The sequence below is a fragment of the Acidovorax radicis genome, from assembly GCF_020510705.1.
Taxonomy (GTDB): domain Bacteria; phylum Pseudomonadota; class Gammaproteobacteria; order Burkholderiales; family Burkholderiaceae_C; genus Acidovorax; species Acidovorax radicis_A.
In genome coordinates, this window is sequence record NZ_CP075184.1 from 3,658,255 (window position 1) to 3,676,203 (window position 17,949).

Consider the following 17,949-nt stretch of genomic DNA (forward strand, 5'->3'; position numbering starts at 1 on the left):
TCAAGGATTCTGTGCCGGACGCTGGCGGCGGTGCCCACCTGCCGCTGAGGCGCCCGTGCGGGGCGCCGACGCGCCAGCGCCTGGCCCGCTCGCTCCGGAACGGGGGCTGCGCGCGCCCGATGCCGCCTGGGCACCCGGCAGCTGAACCTTCATCCCGTCCTGCAGACGGTCGCCGCCTTCGGTCACTACGCGCTCACCGTCCTTGAGCCCTTCGGTGATCGCCATGAGCCCCACCGTGGCCAGCCCGCGCTTGACCTTGCGCAGCGACACCGTGTGGTCTTCGTTGATGACATACACGTAATCGCCACTAGAGCCTGTGCGCACGGCAGTGACAGGCACCACCGTGGCCGACACCGTGCGCAGCAGCAATTGCACATTCACGAACTGATTGGGAAACAGTGCACCCGCCGCGTTCTCGAAGCGGGCCTTGGCCTTGACCGTGCCGGTGCTCGTGTCCACCAGGTTGTCGAGCGTGGAAAAAAGGCCCTTGTCGAGCTCGGCCTTGCGCGTGCGGTCGAACGCCGTCACCCCCAGCGATGCGGTCTGCGCCTGCGCCGCAAGCACATCGGCCACCCGGTCTTGCGGCACCGAAAACTGCACATCGATGGGCGCAATCTGGGTAATGGTGGCAATACCTGCCGTGTCCCCGGACGTCACATAGTTGCCGGCATCCACCGTGCGCAAGCCGATGCGCCCCGAGGCGGGCGCTGTGAGCCGGGTGTAGTTGAGGTTCAGCCGCGCCGTGCCCTCCTGGGCCTTGTCGGTCATCACCGTGCCTTCCAGCTGCTTGACCAGCGCCGCTTGCGTGTCCACATCCTGGCGCGCGATGGAGTCTTGCGACAGCAGCGTGCGGTAGCGCTCCAGCGTCAGGCGCGCGTTGTCCAGTTGCGCCTCGTCCCTTCGGCGAGTGCCTTCGGCCTGCATCAGGGCCTGCTCAAAAGGGCGGGCGTCTATCTGCGCCAGCAACTGCCCCTTCTTGACCATTTGCCCCTCGGTGAACAGCACCTGGGTAAGCAGGCCAGACACCTGGGGCCGCAGGGTGACCGTGGTGGCGGGGATCACGGTCCCCAGCGCGTCGATGATCACAGGCAGCTCGGCCTTGCGTGCAACCGCCTCACCCACCGTCACCAGGGGCCGCCCGCCCCCCGGTGCACGGCCAGGCCCCTGCGCCGGGTCGCTGGTCGAGCGCTGGATGAGGTACCAGGCAGCCCCGCCCACCAGCCCCACAAGAGCCAGCGCCACCAGGCTTCCCACCCAGCGCGACCGCTTGGCGGGCTTGCCGGAAGGGGTGGGTGAGGCGGGGGGAATGGCCGATGGCGGGGTCGCTTTGACTTCTTGCGGGTTCATGACGGTCCTGATTCGTGTTCTTGGGCTGCGGGCCGGGCCTTCGCACGGTGGCGAGAGGCGTGGGGCCGCGCCATGGCGGATCGTAGAGGGTCGACTCCGGCTCTGCGTTGAACGCTGTGCGAAGAAAAGTAAACCTGAAGGTTAAGCACGGTCTGCGCAAAGCCCTGCAGGTCGCGCAGCGTTCGTGCATTTCACGGTGCCGGTCCTGCATTTCGTCGCACGGCGCTGGCAGCAACCGGGGGGTGTCGGCACAGTCCGCTCCATCGAACGCGCCAGGAGCACCCGCCATGCCACTCACCCCCGTCATCGCCATCCACCTTGCCGCTGCCCTGGCTGCGGTTGCCATCGGTCCCATCGCCCTGTGGGCCCGCCAAGGCGCCACCCAACGGCCCCGCCTGCACCGTGCGGCAGGGTATGCCTGGGTCACGCTCATGGTGGCCACGGCGGTCTCCGCCATCTTCATCAGTGGCGGCAACGGCCCTCGCTGGGGCAGCTTTGGCCTGATTCACCTGCTGATCCCGGTGACGCTGGGCATGCTGGCCCTGTCCTTTGCGCACCTGGCACGCCGCAACATCGTGGGCCACCGCCAGGCCATGCAACGGGTCTACATCGGCGCCTGTGTCGTGGCCGGTGCTTTCACCTTGATGCCATCGCGCTACCTGGGCCATTCGCTCTGGTCCGCGTTGGGTGTTGTGGTCTGAACGCCCTTCGCCCGCTGTCCGACAACTCGCCCGTTGAACCCCTCCACCGGAACCACCACCATGCTGCTCAACCTGCTCATCCAACAACCCCAGATGCTGGGGCCTATCGTCCAGAACACCCCCTACTGGGTCTGGGGCCTTTTGGCCGGCCTGCTGGGGCTCGGCGCCAGCCAGCTGCGTGACCGCACGGTCAGCCTGGCACGGGCCTTGGCCATGCCCCTGGCGATGACGGGCCTCTCGGTGTACGGCATTGCCTCTGCCTTTGGCCGCGCAGGCCAGACCGGCGCGGCAATGGGCGTATGGCTGGCGGCCGCTGCCTGCATCGCAGGCCTGGCGCTCTGGCTGCAACCCGCTGCCTCCCACGGCACCCTGTACGCGGCGGCATCGCGCAGCTTCTACATCCCGGGCAGCGCCATGCCATTGGCCCTCATCCTGGGCATCTTTCTGACCAAATACTTTGTGGGGGTGGAGCTGGCCATGCAACCGGCCCTGGCCCGCGACGGCAGCTTTGCCCTGCAGATCGCCGCACTGTATGGCGTATTCAACGGCCTGTTTGCGGCCCGGTCACTGCGCCTGTGGCGCCTGGCACGGCGCAGTGCGGCCTTTTCCACACCTGCCACCCCTGCCACGCCATCCGCCACACCAACCACCCCAACCGCTTCGGCGTGAAGAAGCACGCTGGTCTTGAGCCCCCCCTTTTCCCGAACTTTCTGGAGCCTCTCATGCGCAACCACCACCCTCTGATCACCGACCCCATCGAACGCCTGGCCCGCAAGCGCGCCGGGGCCAAACTGGGCTGGTACATGCACGCGGGGGTGTACCTTGTGGTCAATCTGCTACTGGTCACACTGTCGGCCACCAGCGGTCGCCACTGGGCGGTGTTCCCGGCCGTGGGCTGGGGCATCGGCCTGGCCGTGCATGGGGTGGTTGTGTTTCTCGTGGCGGGGGGCTCTGACCTGCACGAGCGCATGGTGCGGGCCGAGCGCGACCGCATTGCCCAGCAGAACACCGGTTCTTGATACGAAAGAGCCGCCATGACAAGGCGCTGGATCACCGCCCTTTTGTGCGTTGTGTCTCCATGCGGCAAGCCAAGCCGGAACAGGCCTGGGAGGCTGGGCGGCCTCGCCACCCAACGGCTGGGCCCACTGCGCCGCGCGCCCTGACGGCCCGCCCTGCGCGGGCTGGTATCCCCTGAACGCCGCCCCTGCCCACCCTGCAACGGGGCCGCCCTAGAATGATCCCTCCATGCCCATGACACCCGAAGATATCGACCAACTGGCCCGCAAGCGCGCTGGTGCCAAACTAGGCTGGTACGCGCACGCGGCCGTCTTCACCCTGGTCAATCTGATGCTCTGGGGGATGTCGCGCTATGGCTTTGGCAACCGCCCTTGGTCGGTGTACCCGCTGCTGGGCTGGGGGCTGGGCCTGGCGCTGCACGGCATCTCGGTGTTCGTGCTGGGCACCGGCAGTGGCCTGCGCGAGCGCATGGTGCAAAAGGAGCGCGAACGCCTCCAGCGCCAACGCGACAGGGACTGACCCCCAAGCGCAGCGGCCGCACCACCATGACCATCGACTGGATCGACAAGCTGCGCCGCCTGCTGCAGACGATTGCGTTCTGCCTGGCCATCTCGGCGATCCAGTATGCGTTCCAGCCCGAAAAGCCCTACGACATCGCTGCACGCTACTCGCTGGCCATCGGCGTCCTGACCTGGGCGCTCATCGACTTCGGGCGGCACCTTTTCACGTCGAGCGACGACACGGGCTGGCCCGCAGGCATTGCAGGCGTGGTGCTGCCGGTGGCGGGCATCGTTCTCGGTTACCTCGGTGGCACCCTGCTGGCCGACTGGTGGTGCGGTATCTCGTCCTGGGACGAGCGCGGCCGGGCGCAGTTGCGCATCTCCATCGGCATCACGCTGCTAGCAGGTGTGGCGGCCATCTACTACTTCTACATCAATGGCAAAAGCGCCTGGCTGCAAGCCAAGGTGCATGAGGTGCGCAGCCAGGCCAGCGAGGCGCAGCTCAAGCTGCTGGAAACCCAGCTCGAACCCCACATGCTGTTCAACACGCTGGCCAACCTGCGCATGCTGATCGGCACCGACCCCGTGCGCGCGCAGGCCATGCTCGACCGCATCATTGCCTACCTGCGCGCCACACTCACCGCATCGCGCAGCACCCAGCACCCGCTGGCCAACGAATTTGACCGCCTGCACGACTACCTGGAACTGATGGCCGTGCGCATGGGCCCGCGTTTGGCCTACACGCTGGACCTGCCCGATGCGTTGCGGGATGTGCCCGTGCCCCCGCTGCTGCTGCAACCCCTGGTGGAAAACGCCATTCGCCACGGCCTGGAGCCCCAAGTGGAAGGCGGCCACATCACCGTGCGCGCCAGCACGCGTGCCGCGCCCAGCGGCCCCCTGCTGGTGATCGAGGTCAACGACACCGGCGCGGGCCTGCAGGGCACCCTGCCCACCCCGGGCCCTGGCCAGAGTTTTGGCCTGACCCAGGTACGCGAGCGCCTGGCCACCTTGCATGGCGCCGCAGGAACTCTTGATTTGATAGCTGCCAGCGCAGGCGGGACAAGCGCTAGCGTCGTTTTTCCTTTGAAATCCGTCACCCACCCATGAACCAGCCCGCCCCCCGCGCCCTGATTGCCGAGGACGAACCCCTGCTGGCCGCCGCGCTGCAGCAGGAGCTGGCCCGTGCCTGGCCCACGCTGCAGATCGCCGCCACCGTGGGGGATGGCTTGTCGGCCGTCAAGCAGGCACTGGCTCTGCTGCCCGACGTGCTGTTCTTCGACATCCGCATGCCCGGCCAGAGCGGGCTGGATGCCGCCGTAGAGCTGGCCGACGCCTGGCCCACCGAAGGCCCCTCCGGCCGTCCCTTTCCCGCGCTGGTGTTCGTGACGGCCTACGACCAGTACGCGGTGCAGGCGTTTGAAGCACAGGCCGTGGACTACCTGCTTAAGCCCGTGCAAGCGGCCCGCTTGCAAAAAACAGTGCAAAAACTGCAGCTAGCGCTTATGAATAAAGCGCAACCAGCTATCAATTTAGAAGCAACCATGGAGCAGCTGCGCCACCTGTTGGCAGCGCCCGGTATCGCGTCGCCGCCCGCGGCAGCACCGCCGAGCAGCACCGCGCCCCTCACCCTCATCCAGGCCAGCAGCGGCAGCCAGATCCACATGGTGCCCGTGGCCGACGTGCTGTACTTTGAAGCGGCCGACAAATACGTGCGGGTGCTGACTGCGGCACGTGAATATTTGATCCGCACGCCGCTCAAGGAGCTGACGGCCCAGCTTGATACCCAGCTGTTCTGGCAGATCCACCGCAGCACCCTGGTGCGCGCCAGCGCCATCACCACCGTGACACGCGACGAGGTGGGCAAGCTGCATCTGGAGCTGGCAGGCCGCGCTGAAAAACTGCCCGTAAGCCGCCTCTACGCCCACCTGTTCAAGGCGATGTAACCCCCCGTGGCGTCAGCGTCAGCGCTGGGCGGCCAGCAGCAGGCCACCCGCTCCCATGAAGAACCCGCCGGTGGCCTTGTTGAGGCGCACGACGCCCTGCGAGGTGCGGATAAACCGGCGGATCTGCCGGCCCCCGGCCGCATAAACCGCCGTGGACACAAATTCGGCCCCCAGGTACACAGCCCCCAGCACCACAAACTGGTGCAGGGCCGGTTGGCTGGGGTCGATGAACTGCGGAAAGATCGCCGCGAACAAAATGATGGCCTTGGGGTTGGTGATGCCCAGCAAGAACTCCTGGGCAATGAGCGCTTTGAGGTGAACCGGTGCGCCACTGGTCTTGACTTCGCCGCCGTCGATCACCTCCAGGCCGCTGAACTCTCGGCTGCGCCAGGCCCGCAACCCCAGCCAGAACAGATAGCACGCCCCCACCCATTTCACAGCGGTGAAAGCCGCCTCAGACGCCAGCAACATGGCCCCCAGACCCACTGCAGACACGGTCAGGAAGATCGCAAATGCCGCCACCCGCCCCACCGTGGCCACCAGCGCTGCGCCCACCCCCGCACGAATGCCGTTGTTCAGGCCGCAGAAGTTGTTGGGGCCGGGCGTGAGCGCAATGGCAACCGCCACCGGGGCAAAAAGAAGCGCGTCCATGGAACAGTCCTTCAGGGAACGGGAAAACACCAGATAGCGGTGCAGTCTAAAACAAGCGGGGGCACAAACGGGGGGGGGCGGGCGACACAGGCGCCCGGTGCCCCGGACTCAACTCAACCGTTCAGTTCCACCACCGTGCCCCAAGGCACACCCGGCAAGGACTCGTAGTGCGCCACCACCACCACGCGCCCCGGCTGGCCGGCCACCTGCGCCAGGGCGCGGCCCAGGTACGCGGCCGATGGCTTGTCGAGCCCGCCCACGGGCTCGTCGATCAAGGTCAGCGGCGCGCCCGAGGCCAAGGCCCCAGCCATGAGCACTTTGCGTTTGCTGCCGGTCGACAGCGCATAGAACGGCTTGTCCAGATGTTCGTGCAACGTGAAGCCTTCGGTGTGCGCAGCGAGCGCTGCGGCATCCCACAACGGGTAGCGGGCGGGCAGGCTGCCCAGCCAGCCCCGGGCCGTGAGTGCATCCAGATCGCCAGAGCGGGGGTCGGCCCAGAACACTTTTTGCGCATAGGCCTTGGGCGCATCGCCTGGACTCAGCCCCTGCAGCCTGATCTGCCCGGCCTGTGGCTGGAGTTGCCCCGCCAGCAGGCGCAGCAGCGTGGTCTTGCCACTGCTCTCGTCGCCACGCACCAGCGTCAAACCTGCGGGTAGCGCCGCCGACCACTGCTCCAGCACCCCACATTCGGGGTAGGCAAAACACAGACCTTCCACCCGCAACACCACGTTCTCAGACATCCTGCTTCCTTGGGTTCGTGGCGCAGGGCATTCCGTTCAAGCCTGCGCCGGTCCAAGATTCTAGAGAGCGGTCGAGTTTGCCTGGGCTTTGCGCCGCCAGCGTGCCACCAGCCAGCCACCGGTCTGGTTAACCACCAACCCACACAACACGGCCGCCGCGCCCGCCCATTGCAGCGGCAAGGGTGTTTCGCCCAAAAATGCGTAGGCAGCCCACAGCCCCACCACGGGCACCAGCAGCGAAAACGGCGTGACACGCCCGGCCGCATGGCGCTGCAGCAGTTGCGTCCACAGCGTATAGGCCAGCAAGGTGGCCAGCAACGCCAGGTAGCCCACCGCCAGCACCGCCGTCCGATCAATGGCCTGTAACTGAGCCAGTACGCCGCTCGCGCCCTCGGTCCACATCGCCAACGCAAAAAATGGAACGATGGGCACCACGCTGCTCCACACGATGAAAGGAAGCGGCGCATACGCCCCGGCCCGCGCCGCGCGCCGCACCACCAGGTTGGACACCGCCCACATGAAGGCGGCGCCGAGCGTGAGCACAAACCCAGCGAGCGTCATCTGCCCCGGCCCTTCGCCATGGGCCAGACCAATCGTCATGAGGCCACCAAACGCCAGCAGCAGACCCCACCACTGCCAAGGCTTGGCGCGCTCACCCAGCATAGGGGCGGCCAACAGCAGCGTAAAAAATGCCTGCGTCTGCATGACCACCGATGCCATGCCCGCCGTCATGCCCAACTGCAGCCCCAGGAACAGAAAACCAAACTGCCCCAGCCCCTGCGCCAGCCCATAGCCCACCACAAAGCGCCAGGGCAGCGACGGGCGTGGAACGAACAGCAGAAAAGGCAGTGATGCAGCGGTGAAGCGAAGGGCGCCCAGCAGCATGGGGCTGAGCCCCTGCAAGCCGAGCTTCATCACCACAAAATTCAGCCCCCAGATGACCACCACGGCCAGCGCCCGCAGCAGGTCGCCGCGGCTCAGTGTCCGCGCGGTCATGCAGGCACCGCCGGAGCCCCAGCCGCAGCCACCGGCCGCCCTTGGCGCGCCCGGGCCGCCACGAAGGCATCGAACGCCTCGGCGCTGGTCTTGCCGGGCACATAGCCCAGAATCTCCTTGAGCGCGGTGTTGAGCAGCACCGGCCGGTAGCGCAGAAAGTCCAGTTGCTCAGGGCCATAGCGGCTCACGCCCAGCGTGGAACCCACCGCGAGCGCGGCACGCAGCAGGCCAGCGGGCAACTCCAGCACGGGTTTTTCGAGGCGCCGCGCGATCTCGCGCAGCGCAAGTGCGCCATCGCCCGCGAGGTTGAAGCAGCCCGCGCGCTGCGTGCGCAACGCATGCACGATGGCGCCGGTGACGTCCTCGTCCCAGACAAAGACGAAGGGGCTCTCGCTGCCACGGATGGCCAGCAGGCGCGGCTTGTCGAACAGCGCCGTGATCTGGTTGTCCACCCGCTCGCCCAGGATGGTGCCAATGCGCAGCACCGTCTGCGCCAGGGCGGGATGTTCAGCGCGGTACTGGGCCAGCATCTCTTCGACCAGCCGCTTGTGGTGGGCATAGGCAAACACCGCGTTGCCGCGCAGCGCATCGGTCTCACGCAGCCAGGCGGGGTTGTCGGCGTGGTAGCCATAGGCGGCCCCGCTGGAGCTGACCACCACCTGCGCCACGCCCTGCGCCACACAGGCATCCAGCACATTCTTGCTGCCCAGCACATCCACGGAATACTCGAATGCGCGGCTGGAGCCCTTGCCGGGGGTGACGATGGAGGCCAGGTGCACCACGCTGTCGATGGCATGGTCAGCCAGCGTCTGCGCCAGCGCGGGGTCGCGCACGTCCTGCACAAGGTAGGTCACGCCCGGCAGGCGACGCTCGGCAGGCACCTCGCGCACATCGGCGGCCACCAGCATGGAAACACCTTCGCGCGCCAGCGCCGCCACCACGCTCCGGCCCAAAAAACCATCGGCCCCGGTCACCAGAATGCGGCGCGTTGTCAAAGAAGATTCGGTCATGCGCCATGCTCCTTGGCAGCCGCCACCACTGGCATCACGGCCGGTCTGCGGCCCCACCACCCCGCCAGCACCAGGCCCGCGATGATGTCCCAGAAGCCCCACACACCCGCCACCACGGCCATGCCGCCCAGCCCGCCAAAGAAGCTGAAGATCAGCACCAGGCCCAGCCCGGCATTGCGGATGCCCACTTCGATGCTCACGGCGCGCCGGTCGTAGTCTGGCAGGCCGCAGGCGCGGGCACAGGCATAGCCCGTGCCGAAGGCCAGCGCGTCGTGCAGTGCCACCGCCAGCAGCACCAGCCCCACATAGTCCAGGAAGTAGCGCCAGTTGCCTGCCACGGCACCGATGATGAAACCGATCAGGCAGACAAAGCTGAGGATGCGCAAGGGCCTGTTCACCCGCTGAGCCAATCGCGGCAGCTTTTCAGCACACACAAGGCCCAGCACGAAAGGCAGCCCGATGATGGCCACGATGTGGCCCGCCATCTCCATCGGGTCCAGCGCAATACTGCGCAGCAGCGGCGCCGCCGTGGGGTGCAGACCGCCCCAGAACGCAAAGTTGAGCGGCATGAGCACGATGGCCAAGGCATTCGATATCGCCGTCATCGACACCGAAAGCGCCACATTGCCCCCGGCGCGGTGCGTGAGGATGTTGCTCACATTGCCCGGCGGGCAGCACGCCACCAGGATCATGCCCAGTGCAATGCTGGGGCCGGGCTGCAGCAGCAGCGTGAGCCCGAAGGTCACGGCAGGCAACACGACGAACTGGGCCGCAATGCCTACCGCCATGGCGCCTGGCATCCGCAGCACGCGCTTGAAATCGGCCACGCGCGTATCGAGCGCAATGCCAAACATGAGAAAGCCCAGCACCACGTTAAGCGCCACGAGCGATGCGGGGTTGAAGTTGAGGCGTATTTCGTCGACAGGCAGCATGAAGGTCCTTTCAGGCGACAAGCGCCGCAGACGCTGCGCGCACCGCGTTGCGGTAGGTGTCTTTGTGCACGTAGTACGCCATGCGTTCGAGCTGGAGGTACTTGAACCCGCCCGACAGATCGGGTTGCGGGCCCGCCTTGGCCTGGCGCAGGGCCTGGGCGCACGGCGACCCCTCGGCCTGCGCCTTGAAGAAGCGTGCCACCAGCTCGGCCTGTTCGTAGCGGCCCTGCCAGCCGATGCCGCTGGCTTCGATCATCCCCATCACGGCCAGGTTGTCGAAGCGCGGCGACAGGATGTTGAGGTGCAGCTGCGGCGCCATGCCCTGCCAGTTGAGCAGGCTGTGGTCGATGAAGGGGTAGTGCAGCTTGTAGCCGGTAGCGCAGAGCACCAGGTCGTAGTCCTGTGCGCGGCCGTCCTTGAAGTGCACGGTGTGGCCATCGAAGCGCGCGATGTCGGGCTTCACATGGATGTCCCCATGGCCCAGGTGGTGGAGCACCAGCGAGTTCACCACGGGGTGCGACTCGTACATCTTGTAGTCGGGCTTGGGCAGGCCAAAACGCACCGGGTCGCCCGTGAACCACTGCAGCACCACGCTGTCGATCTTCTGCTTGAGCCAGGGCGGCAGCGGGCGCTTGCCGCCCAGCGTGTCGGCAGGCTTGCCAAACAGGTATTTGGGCACGAAGTAATAGCCGCGCCGCACCGACAGATCCACACTGCGCGCGTAGTGCACCGCATCCACCGCAATGTCACAGCCCGAGTTGCCAGCGCCCACCACCAACACACGTTTGCCCTTGAACAGCTCGGCACTTTTGTAGGCACTGGTGTGCAGCAGTTCACCGTCAAACTGGCCTTCAAAGCGCGGCATGTTGGGCTCGGCCAGGGTGCCATTGGCAATGACCACACCCTTGAACTCTGCCGTCTGCGCGGGGCCGCCATGCTGGCTCCAGGTGACACGCCACAGCGGAGCGGCGCCCTCGCCCACAGGCTCGACGTTGAGCACCTGCGTGCCAAACCAATAGTGCGGGCGCAGGTCAAAGTGCTCCGCAAAGTCCATGAAGTACTGCCGCATCTCGCGGTGGCTGGGGTAGTCAGCCACCTCGGTGCGCATCAGGAATTCGGCAAACTCGGTGGTGTGCTTGCTGGAGATCAGGTGCGCCGACTCGTACACGGTGCTGCGCGGGTTGTCGATGTTCCACAGGCCACCCACATCGGTGTGCGCTTCAAAGCCCTGGAACGGCACGCCCAGCTTCTGCAGGTTGCGGGCAGCAGCCAGACCGCTGGGCCCGGCGCCGATCAGGGCTATCTGTGCGCGGGTATCGGCTCCTTCAGGGAGTGTCTCCAAGCTCATTTTTATTGTGCTTTCTATCGGTGTTGTGGATGAGTGGCCCATCTCGGCATGTTTGACATGCGAGCGAGGGCCCGTCAGCGGTGGCGATCCGATGCCGTGGTGGCGCCGTCAAATAGTGGTTTGCAGCTTATCAACCACGCGCAATAATCTCGAAATGATTTGCGTATTCGTCTCGAATTTCGGGATTTATGACCACACCTAGCCTGCGCCTGTTCGAGTTGCTCGAAACCATGTGCGCCCACGGCCGCCCGTTCAGCCTTGCCGAGGCCATCGAAGCCTCGGGCTGGCCCAAGCCCAGCGTGCACCGCATGCTGGCGCAACTCGAAAGCGGCGGCCTGCTGACGCGTGAGCCCGGCGGGCGACGCTACGCCCCCGCACCACGCCTGCTGCGCCTGGCAGAAGACGCGCTGACGGCTGGCACGCAGCAAGGCGTGCGCCATGCCGTGCTGCGCCAGTTGGTGGCAGACATTGGCGAAAGCTGCAACCTCACGGCACTGAGCGGCGCCGAGGTGATCTACCTGGACCGGGTGGAGTCTGCCTTTCCGCTGCGCATGGAACTGCGCCCGGGCACGCGGGTGCCGATTCACTGTTCTGCCAGCGGCAAGCTGTTTCTGGCCCATCTGGCGCCAGCACGCCGTGCGGCGCTCCTCGATGGCCTGCCGCTCACCCGCCACACAGCCACCACCTTGACCGATGCCAGGGCGCTGCAGGCAGAGCTCGACCAGATCCTGCGACAGGGATACGCCACCGACGCCGAAGAATTTGTGGATGGCTTGGTATGCGTGGCCGTGCCGGTGCCCGGCAGGGGGCATCGCGACGTGCGCTGCGCGGTCGCACTGCAAGCTCCCTGCGCACGCATGTCGCTGCCGCAGGCGCTGCAACAGATTCCACGGCTGAATGCAGCGGCGCAGACACTGGCCCGCATCAGCACATGACCAGCCCTGCCGGCACGCCCCCTCTTTTTACCGACTCCACCATGCCCCGACCATGACGCTTCATTTCCTGGATTTCGACTACAGCGAAGACGATGAGGGCACCGGCACATTCGACGCCATGGCCAGTGCGGCGCCCTCGCAGGTTGCAGCACTGCATGCTGAAGTGGCCGCCGTGCTGACATGGGCACATGCCTGCTTCCCCGATGCCTGCGGCCCCTCTGAAGACGGAGGGCTCTGGCAGTGCGACCTGCAAGGCTTGCAAGAGATTACGACACCGATGGCAATGGACTTTGACGCCGCCACTGGCCGCATCGTCGCCACCCCCGGCACACCCGCTCCGCCCCGATCTACCGTCACCCTGTCGCTCAGCGGCCATGCCCAGTTTTGCGCGGCACTGCGCAGCGCGTTCGATCTGGCGTAAGAACGTGTTCACGTTCTAAGAACCTGTTCAAGATCTTTTCAGGGTCACACAAGTACCTTGCTGGGATGGGATACAAGGCGCGGGGTGCAGTGGATAGCGCGGCTATCCACAAGCGCAGCAACGCCGCAGACCGCCCAGCAAGGCACTTGCCCGAAGGGTTGGAGTGAAATCGGGCGATTGGACGCCCCGGCTGCTTGCATGGGCATGAGCCCATGCTGCGCATCCGAAGCATCCACTCATCCCGATTGCACTCCAATGCGATCTCCGAAAAGATTTTGAACAGATTCTAAACATGCGAAGCCACCAGCCGGCATGTGCGCTGGGTGATCGCAAAAGACAGCCCACTCCACCAGCGGGCGGGTAGGCACCTACCCCTTTGTCTTTGTTGTAGGCGCGTCTGTCATTCGCGTCCATCCTTGGCCCCATCGGCCGGTACCGTCACCCAAGAAAGCCGTCCGCCTACAGGCGCTGCGTCATGGCCTCTCTAAGCTGTGGACAGCGGTTGCCGGGTATCCGGTGCGCAACGCCCGGAGGATTTTTCATGCACGCCCTTTTTCAGCCTTTTGAACCTTGCACCATGCAGGTGAAACATCTGCGGCGCATGCACATCGGCACCCCCACCCGTCTCACGCATACAGGGTGCACATGTGACCATAGCGCACACCGCTATGAATAGCCCGCTGTTTGCACTCCGCACGCCAGCGCACACCCCTGGCAATGTGCCCCCCATGCGCTTGCAACCGCCGTCAAACCACCAGACCCGTGTTCGCCTGGAATTGCAAATCGATCTGGAGTACGACATTGATCGCTACGGAGCCGATTTCATTTTCAACATTCACGCGGCCCAAACGCCTCACCAATGGGTGGATAACGAACGCCTGAAGCTCAGCCAGGACATTGCGCACACGATGCACACAGACCCCGTCACGGCCAACCGCACCCTGCGTTTGCGTGGCGAACCCGGCACACTGCACGTGCAGTACAACGCCACCGTCGACATCTCGCACCATGCTGCGGACCCTTGCACGCTGCGTGAAGTGCCTGTGCAATGCTTGCCTGCGGACACCCTCCACTATCTGTACCCCAGCCGCTATTGCCAATCGGACCGCCTGCTGCGCCTCGCGGCGAATGAATTTGGCGCCCTGCCCCACGGCTACAGCCGCGTGCAGTCGATCTGCAACTGGGTCCAACAGCAGGTGTCCTTTGTGTCCAACACCTCCGACGCCAATACCTCTGCCGTGGACACGTTGGTGACGCAGGTGGGCGTATGCCGGGACTTCGCGCACCTGATGATCACGTTGTGCCGTGCGCTGAACATTCCTGCGCGGTTTGCCACCGGCACCGACTACGGCGCAGATCCCGCCCTGGGGCCGCCCGATTTTCACGCGTATGTCGAGGTCTATCTGGGCGACCGGTGGTACCTGTTTGACCCGTCGGGCACCGCCACGCCCATGGGGCTCTTGCGCATCTGCACCGGCCGCGACGCGGCTGACGTTGCATTTGCGACAATTTTCGGGGGCGTACAAGCTCACCCTCCGGTGATTCGGGCATTTGCCGTGGAGGATGCCGGGCGCGGCTTTGTGCTTCCCCACCTTGGCTCGCAAGCCCTGTCCACCGACCGTGGCTCGGGCATGGCAGCGGGTTTCACTGCACCCTGACGGGGCATCGAAAACCCCGAACCTCGGCTGTGGCCTAAAATCAGCGTTTTTTCCACTTTCTCAGAGAACCACCATGGGCAACAAGATCGTCACCGAAGCAGACCGCAAGGCCACTCCCCAACCCAAGCCACTGCCAGGTTACAGCCTGCGCACCGGTGGCCGCGGCCAGCGCGTAAGCCTGGAGCGCGGTGTTGCCACCCGCAGCAAGAAGAACCCTGGCAAGCGCCCGAACAAAGGCGGATAAATCGCCTGCGGCATACCCCGCGCATGCCACCAAAAACAAAGCCCTCTTTCGAGGGCTTTGTTTTTGGTGGCGCTCTGCAAAATGTCGGCAATGATGCTGGCAATGGCGTCGGCGATGACTTCTGTGGCAGGCCGGACTTTCGCTTTACTCAAGCGGTGCGGGCTGGGTTTGCGATTCTCCCCGCGCTGGCAAAACGATGTGAAAGGCAGCGCCACTGGCAGGCTTGTTGCGGGCGTATATCTGGCCGCCCATCGCTTCCACGATCTTGCGGCAAATCGCCAGGCCCAACCCTGTCCCCCCCGATCCGTCCTTGGTCTTGCTGGACTGCACAAAGGCCTCAAAGATACGGCCCAACTCCGCATCCGGGATTCCTGGTCCCTCGTCCTGAATCACCAGATGCGCCTGGCCCTTGGAGTCCATGTAACCTTCTAGTGTGATGGTGCTGCCGGGGGGTGAGAACTTGATGGCATTGGCCACCACGTTGCGAATCACCTGCTGAAAGCGCAAGGGGTCGGCCTTGGCCACCAGCGGCATGTCCGACAGTCGCACCTCCATCATCAAATGACTGCGTGCAAGCAAAGGCTCCAGCTCCCGGATCACCGGGCGAATGACGCCGCGCAGGTCAATACGCTCCATGTGGAAAGTGCCCACGGTGCTTTCGAGCTTGGACACATCCAGCAAGTCGTTCACAAGGGTCAGCATGCGCTGGCCTGCCGAATGGATGTCTTCAAACATTCCCACCAGCTTAGGGGTTGCTTTTCCGCGCAGCACGCCCAGCTCGGCAAAACCCATGATGGACTGCAAGGGCGTGCGCAGCTCGTGGCTCATGTTGGCCACGAACTCCGACTTGGCACGCGATGCCTCTTCGGCAGCATCCCGTCCCTCCTGGGTGGCCCGCTCGGCTTCGCGAAACTCGCTCACATCCATCAGGATGCTCAGTACGCCAGTCACCCGTCCGTTCTCGTCGGCAATGGCCGCTTTGGCGATGCGCGTGTCCCTTCGCGAGCCATCGCCGTGCGAAATCTTGATATCCAAATAGGTGCGCCCACCCCATCGCATGAGCTGCGCGTTGGCAGCTTCTTGTACCTTCGCCTCATCAGGAGGAAAAAGATCGGCCAATTTTTTGCCAATCACCGAAGCACGCGTCCACCCTTTGTATTCCTCCCATGCGCGGTTGACGCGCGCAAAACGGCCCTCGGCGTCGGTCACGGAGATGGGCAGCGGGTTGGTCTCCAGCAGCAGATCCTGGAAAGCTATTTGCGCCTGCAACTGGTGCTCTGCCGCCCAGCGCTCGGTCACATCCACGGCGCTGCCTGCAAAGCCCGTTATCCGCCCGTCCACCCGCAGCGGGACCACCGCCATCTGAAATATCAGCTCACGCCCCTCTTCAAAGCGTGCAGCCACCTGACACACGCGAACCCCCTCGTCAGAGCCGGGGTCCAGGGCATTAAAAACATCCCTGCGACTTTGCGGCTCCACAATATCCTGCAGCCGCTGTCCAATCGCACGTTGGGTGTCCTTGCCACTGAACGTTGTCCAGTGGGCATTGACGTAGGTGATGACGCCCCGCAAGTCCGTGCGAAAGATCAGCTCCTGCACACTGCGCATCAGCACCGTCAACTCGCGTTCACTTTGGGCAATGCGCGCTTGCGCACCCTGCAACGCTTGATGCGCCGATTCACGGTTACGCACACCGCGCCACACGGCGATGGTCAGGCCCAGCGCCATCAGAACCAGCGCGATGCCAATGCCAATCAGCGCGCGCGCGTCTACCAACCACCGCCACACCGCCGAGTCGTACGACTCTTCAACAATGACCACCAAGGGCTTCGTTTCAGACGCACGAAAGCTCAGTATCTGGTGAGGCCCCAACACACCAGCGCCCAGATACGTGGCATGTTCGCGCCGGGGCAAGTACTGGCTGAACACCGGGATATGCCGCACGCTTTGCCCCAGCATGGCCGTTGCAGCGCCAGAGCTGGCCAAAATTTGCCCCTCATAGGACGTGACCACCGAATCGAACGGCTCCGACTCCAACGCCAGGTTCTGGAAGTTGGACAAGGCGTCAGGATTGATCAGTGCAGCCAACGTCAGCGCTTGCCCGGCTGGATGGGTATGCCCATACAACAGGGGGATATAGCCTACGCCCTTGGGCGCGTGCATGGGCGTTCCGCGCAGTCGAATGCTCTGCAAGCTACGCCCGGCCAGCACGCCCCCCAGCGCACTCTGGCCCGGCCTGACCTGGGGCCCGAGAAGGGCCCTGTCCACAAAAATATCCGCGTCTCCCGCCAATGTGCTGGCCACCACGCGCCCACTGGCATCCACCACCGCAAGACCTCGCAAAAAAGGCAGCCCCACCAATGCCTGCTGGAGGGCCTCCGCCATGCTGCGAGGGTCGGCCGACGCAGCGTTGAGCGCAGGGGCACCCGACAAGGCTTCCAGGGCCAGTTCAGCGGTACCCACAGTCCGTGTGGCCTGGTCTTCCAGCACCCGGGCCAGCATGGCCGCGTGCGTCTCGCTGTTGGCGCGCGCGGCACGAAAGTCATTGACCGCCAAGGCAGCCACCGCCACCAGCGTGGCCAGCACAGACAGCCCCCCGCCCAACAGCACCATGTGACTGGACTGCGAAAACCAGGAGCGCTGTCCGGACCAAACGGGTCGACGAAACAGCGCCATGTCAGCGCACCACAATCGCATCCAGGCCGTGGTGGCTGGCTGCAGCCTTCAACCGGCCATCACGCTTGATACGGCTCACAAAAGCATCCATCACAGTCAGCCAGGCCTCATCGCCAGGCTTGACGGCGTATGCGTAGGGCAACACAAAAAACGGCTGTGGCGGCTCAATCAGGCGCGCCCAGTCTGCGTTGTCCAACAAGCGACGACTGTAGGGATAGTCGGTCATGAAGACATCCACTCGCCCGGCCATCAACTCGCGTTCCCGGGTGGCTGGGAGCTTCACCGTAACCATCGTCGCTTTCTTGAGGCTCTGTGCCATCGCAGGCTCCATGAACGTACCCGACTGCACCGCCACCATCACGCCAGGTTTATCGATGTCCGACCATTGCTTGACCACGGCATTGCTCTTGGTGGTGACGCCATAAATATCGCTGCGCAGATAAGGCTGCGTGAACGCCAGTTTCTCTGCCCGCTGGGGCAATATGCCGATGGCAAACATGGCGACGTCGCACCGGTCATGCGTCAGATCGTCAATGAGCGTGGGGAATGACGACTCCACGAACTCGACCTTGGCCTTCAGGTCACGGCCCAGCTCAGCGGCCAGTTCAATATCGATTCCGCCCAGCTCCTGCGTGCGCGGGTGGCGGTATGTCACCCCGTAATAGTCAGGCCAGATGCACACCTTCACCACCGCCTCGGACTGCACCCTCTGCATCACTGGCCCGGCTGTGGCCTGCATGGACCACACCGCCAGACACGCGCCAACGGCCATCACACAGCGTCGCCAAAAGTTGTTGGTATTCATGTCCTGGGTGCCTGTGTCGAGGGTG

The 17,949-nt window shown here is 64.8% G+C and carries 19 protein-coding genes; 10 read left to right on the forward strand and 9 right to left on the reverse strand.

Annotated elements, in window-relative coordinates:
• Nucleotides 1-1,347 (reverse strand): efflux RND transporter periplasmic adaptor subunit, encoded by a 1,347-nt coding sequence (locus KI609_RS16725; RefSeq protein WP_226444692.1) that lies wholly within the window; start codon nt 1,345-1,347, stop codon nt 1-3.
• Between the two features lie 287 nt (nt 1,348-1,634).
• On the opposite strand from KI609_RS16725, the gene KI609_RS16730 reads away from it, so the two are divergent.
• The 6 genes from KI609_RS16730 to KI609_RS16755 all read left to right on the forward strand — a co-directional run bounded on the left by KI609_RS16730 (nt 1,635) and on the right by KI609_RS16755 (nt 5,508).
• The gene (locus KI609_RS16730) at nt 1,635-2,048 is read left to right on the forward strand and encodes a DUF2306 domain-containing protein (protein WP_226444693.1); all 414 of its coding nucleotides are present in this window, start codon (nt 1,635-1,637) and stop codon (nt 2,046-2,048) included.
• A gap of 60 nt (nt 2,049-2,108) precedes the next feature.
• Nucleotides 2,109-2,717 carry a DUF6622 family protein gene (locus KI609_RS16735; RefSeq protein WP_226450492.1) on the forward strand — a complete coding sequence of 203 codons (609 nt, stop codon included), beginning with the start codon at nt 2,109-2,111 and terminating at the stop codon, nt 2,715-2,717.
• 53 nt (nt 2,718-2,770) lie between these two features.
• A complete protein-coding gene (locus tag KI609_RS16740; RefSeq protein ID WP_226444694.1) occupies nt 2,771-3,067 on the forward strand; it encodes a 2TM domain-containing protein in 297 nt (98 codons plus the stop codon).
• 226 nt (nt 3,068-3,293) lie between these two features.
• On the forward strand, nt 3,294-3,584 hold the full coding sequence (locus tag KI609_RS16745) for a 2TM domain-containing protein (protein ID WP_226444695.1): 291 nt from the start codon (nt 3,294-3,296) through the stop codon (nt 3,582-3,584).
• A gap of 26 nt (nt 3,585-3,610) precedes the next feature.
• Nucleotides 3,611-4,672 (forward strand): sensor histidine kinase, encoded by a 1,062-nt coding sequence (locus KI609_RS16750; protein ID WP_226444696.1) that lies wholly within the window; start codon nt 3,611-3,613, stop codon nt 4,670-4,672.
• Nucleotides 4,669-5,508 (forward strand): LytR/AlgR family response regulator transcription factor, encoded by an 840-nt coding sequence (locus tag KI609_RS16755; RefSeq protein ID WP_226444697.1) that lies wholly within the window; start codon nt 4,669-4,671, stop codon nt 5,506-5,508. Before KI609_RS16750 ends, KI609_RS16755 begins: the two co-directional genes overlap by 4 nt.
• Before the next feature lie 18 nt (nt 5,509-5,526).
• On the opposite strand, the gene KI609_RS16760 is transcribed toward KI609_RS16755, so the two are convergent.
• The 6 genes from KI609_RS16760 to KI609_RS16785 form a co-directional block, all read right to left on the reverse strand.
• Entirely contained in the window at nt 5,527-6,159 is a 633-nt protein-coding gene (locus tag KI609_RS16760) for a LysE family translocator (RefSeq protein WP_226444698.1), read from the reverse strand.
• Nucleotides 6,160-6,272: 113 nt separating this feature from the next.
• The gene (locus KI609_RS16765) at nt 6,273-6,899 is read right to left on the reverse strand and encodes an ATP-binding cassette domain-containing protein (protein WP_226444699.1); all 627 of its coding nucleotides are present in this window, start codon (nt 6,897-6,899) and stop codon (nt 6,273-6,275) included.
• A 60-nt stretch (nt 6,900-6,959) separates the two neighbouring features.
• Nucleotides 6,960-7,895 (reverse strand): EamA family transporter, encoded by a 936-nt coding sequence (locus KI609_RS16770; RefSeq protein ID WP_226444700.1) that lies wholly within the window; start codon nt 7,893-7,895, stop codon nt 6,960-6,962.
• The gene (locus tag KI609_RS16775; protein WP_226444701.1) at nt 7,892-8,905 is read right to left on the reverse strand and encodes an NAD-dependent epimerase/dehydratase family protein; all 1,014 of its coding nucleotides are present in this window, start codon (nt 8,903-8,905) and stop codon (nt 7,892-7,894) included. The genes KI609_RS16770 and KI609_RS16775 overlap by 4 nt, the downstream gene beginning before the upstream one ends.
• Entirely contained in the window at nt 8,902-9,837 is a 936-nt protein-coding gene (locus KI609_RS16780; RefSeq protein WP_226444702.1) for a bile acid:sodium symporter family protein, read from the reverse strand. The genes KI609_RS16775 and KI609_RS16780 overlap by 4 nt, the downstream gene beginning before the upstream one ends.
• Before the next feature lie 10 nt (nt 9,838-9,847).
• A complete protein-coding gene (locus KI609_RS16785) occupies nt 9,848-11,185 on the reverse strand; it encodes a flavin-containing monooxygenase (RefSeq protein WP_413463333.1) in 1,338 nt (445 codons plus the stop codon).
• A gap of 188 nt (nt 11,186-11,373) precedes the next feature.
• Here KI609_RS16785 and KI609_RS16790 point away from each other — a divergent pair, with 188 nt between their 5' ends.
• From KI609_RS16790 to KI609_RS16805, 4 genes are all read left to right on the forward strand, one after another.
• Complete coding sequence (locus KI609_RS16790) at nt 11,374-12,120, forward strand: IclR family transcriptional regulator (RefSeq protein ID WP_226444704.1); 747 nt, start codon at nt 11,374-11,376, stop codon at nt 12,118-12,120.
• 52 nt (nt 12,121-12,172) lie between these two features.
• Nucleotides 12,173-12,541, forward strand: coding sequence for a hypothetical protein (locus KI609_RS16795; RefSeq protein ID WP_226444705.1), 369 nt, complete (start codon nt 12,173-12,175; stop codon nt 12,539-12,541).
• A gap of 728 nt (nt 12,542-13,269) precedes the next feature.
• Entirely contained in the window at nt 13,270-14,199 is a 930-nt protein-coding gene (locus KI609_RS16800; protein WP_226450494.1) for a transglutaminase-like domain-containing protein, read from the forward strand.
• A 73-nt stretch (nt 14,200-14,272) separates the two neighbouring features.
• Nucleotides 14,273-14,443, forward strand: a complete 171-nt coding sequence (locus KI609_RS16805; protein WP_226444706.1) for a hypothetical protein — start codon at nt 14,273-14,275, stop codon at nt 14,441-14,443.
• Nucleotides 14,444-14,587: 144 nt separating this feature from the next.
• On the opposite strand, the gene KI609_RS16810 is transcribed toward KI609_RS16805, so the two are convergent.
• Nucleotides 14,588-17,056, reverse strand: coding sequence for a PAS domain S-box protein (locus KI609_RS16810; protein WP_226444707.1), 2,469 nt, complete (start codon nt 17,054-17,056; stop codon nt 14,588-14,590).
• A 64-nt stretch (nt 17,057-17,120) separates the two neighbouring features.
• Nucleotides 17,121-17,891 (reverse strand): ABC transporter substrate-binding protein, encoded by a 771-nt coding sequence (locus tag KI609_RS16815; RefSeq protein ID WP_226450496.1) that lies wholly within the window; start codon nt 17,889-17,891, stop codon nt 17,121-17,123.
• Nucleotides 17,892-17,949 lie beyond the last annotated feature (58 nt).

Bases quoted from the DNA above. Each gene is read 5' to 3' on its own strand.
- KI609_RS16805 (WP_226444706.1), top strand. From the start codon at position 14,273: ATGGGCAACAAGATCGTCACCGAAGCAGACCGCAAGGCCACTCCCCAA.
- KI609_RS16800 (WP_226450494.1), top strand. From the start codon at position 13,270: ATGCGCTTGCAACCGCCGTCAAACCACCAGACCCGTGTTCGCCTGGAA.
- KI609_RS16730 (WP_226444693.1), top strand. From the start codon at position 1,635: ATGCCACTCACCCCCGTCATCGCCATCCACCTTGCCGCTGCCCTGGCT.
- KI609_RS16775 (WP_226444701.1), bottom strand. From the start codon at position 8,905: ATGACCGAATCTTCTTTGACAACGCGCCGCATTCTGGTGACCGGGGCC.
- KI609_RS16790 (WP_226444704.1), top strand. From the start codon at position 11,374: ATGACCACACCTAGCCTGCGCCTGTTCGAGTTGCTCGAAACCATGTGC.
- KI609_RS16735 (WP_226450492.1), top strand. From the start codon at position 2,109: ATGCTGCTCAACCTGCTCATCCAACAACCCCAGATGCTGGGGCCTATC.
- KI609_RS16785 (WP_413463333.1), bottom strand. From the start codon at position 11,185: ATGAGCTTGGAGACACTCCCTGAAGGAGCCGATACCCGCGCACAGATA.
- KI609_RS16760 (WP_226444698.1), bottom strand. From the start codon at position 6,159: ATGGACGCGCTTCTTTTTGCCCCGGTGGCGGTTGCCATTGCGCTCACG.
- KI609_RS16795 (WP_226444705.1), top strand. From the start codon at position 12,173: ATGACGCTTCATTTCCTGGATTTCGACTACAGCGAAGACGATGAGGGC.
- KI609_RS16810 (WP_226444707.1), bottom strand. From the start codon at position 17,056: ATGGTGCTGTTGGGCGGGGGGCTGTCTGTGCTGGCCACGCTGGTGGCG.
- KI609_RS16780 (WP_226444702.1), bottom strand. From the start codon at position 9,837: ATGCTGCCTGTCGACGAAATACGCCTCAACTTCAACCCCGCATCGCTC.
- KI609_RS16755 (WP_226444697.1), top strand. From the start codon at position 4,669: ATGAACCAGCCCGCCCCCCGCGCCCTGATTGCCGAGGACGAACCCCTG.
- KI609_RS16745 (WP_226444695.1), top strand. From the start codon at position 3,294: ATGCCCATGACACCCGAAGATATCGACCAACTGGCCCGCAAGCGCGCT.
- KI609_RS16815 (WP_226450496.1), bottom strand. From the start codon at position 17,891: ATGGCCGTTGGCGCGTGTCTGGCGGTGTGGTCCATGCAGGCCACAGCC.
- KI609_RS16770 (WP_226444700.1), bottom strand. From the start codon at position 7,895: ATGACCGCGCGGACACTGAGCCGCGGCGACCTGCTGCGGGCGCTGGCC.
- KI609_RS16740 (WP_226444694.1), top strand. From the start codon at position 2,771: ATGCGCAACCACCACCCTCTGATCACCGACCCCATCGAACGCCTGGCC.
- KI609_RS16725 (WP_226444692.1), bottom strand. From the start codon at position 1,347: ATGAACCCGCAAGAAGTCAAAGCGACCCCGCCATCGGCCATTCCCCCC.
- KI609_RS16750 (WP_226444696.1), top strand. From the start codon at position 3,611: ATGACCATCGACTGGATCGACAAGCTGCGCCGCCTGCTGCAGACGATT.
- KI609_RS16765 (WP_226444699.1), bottom strand. From the start codon at position 6,899: ATGTCTGAGAACGTGGTGTTGCGGGTGGAAGGTCTGTGTTTTGCCTAC.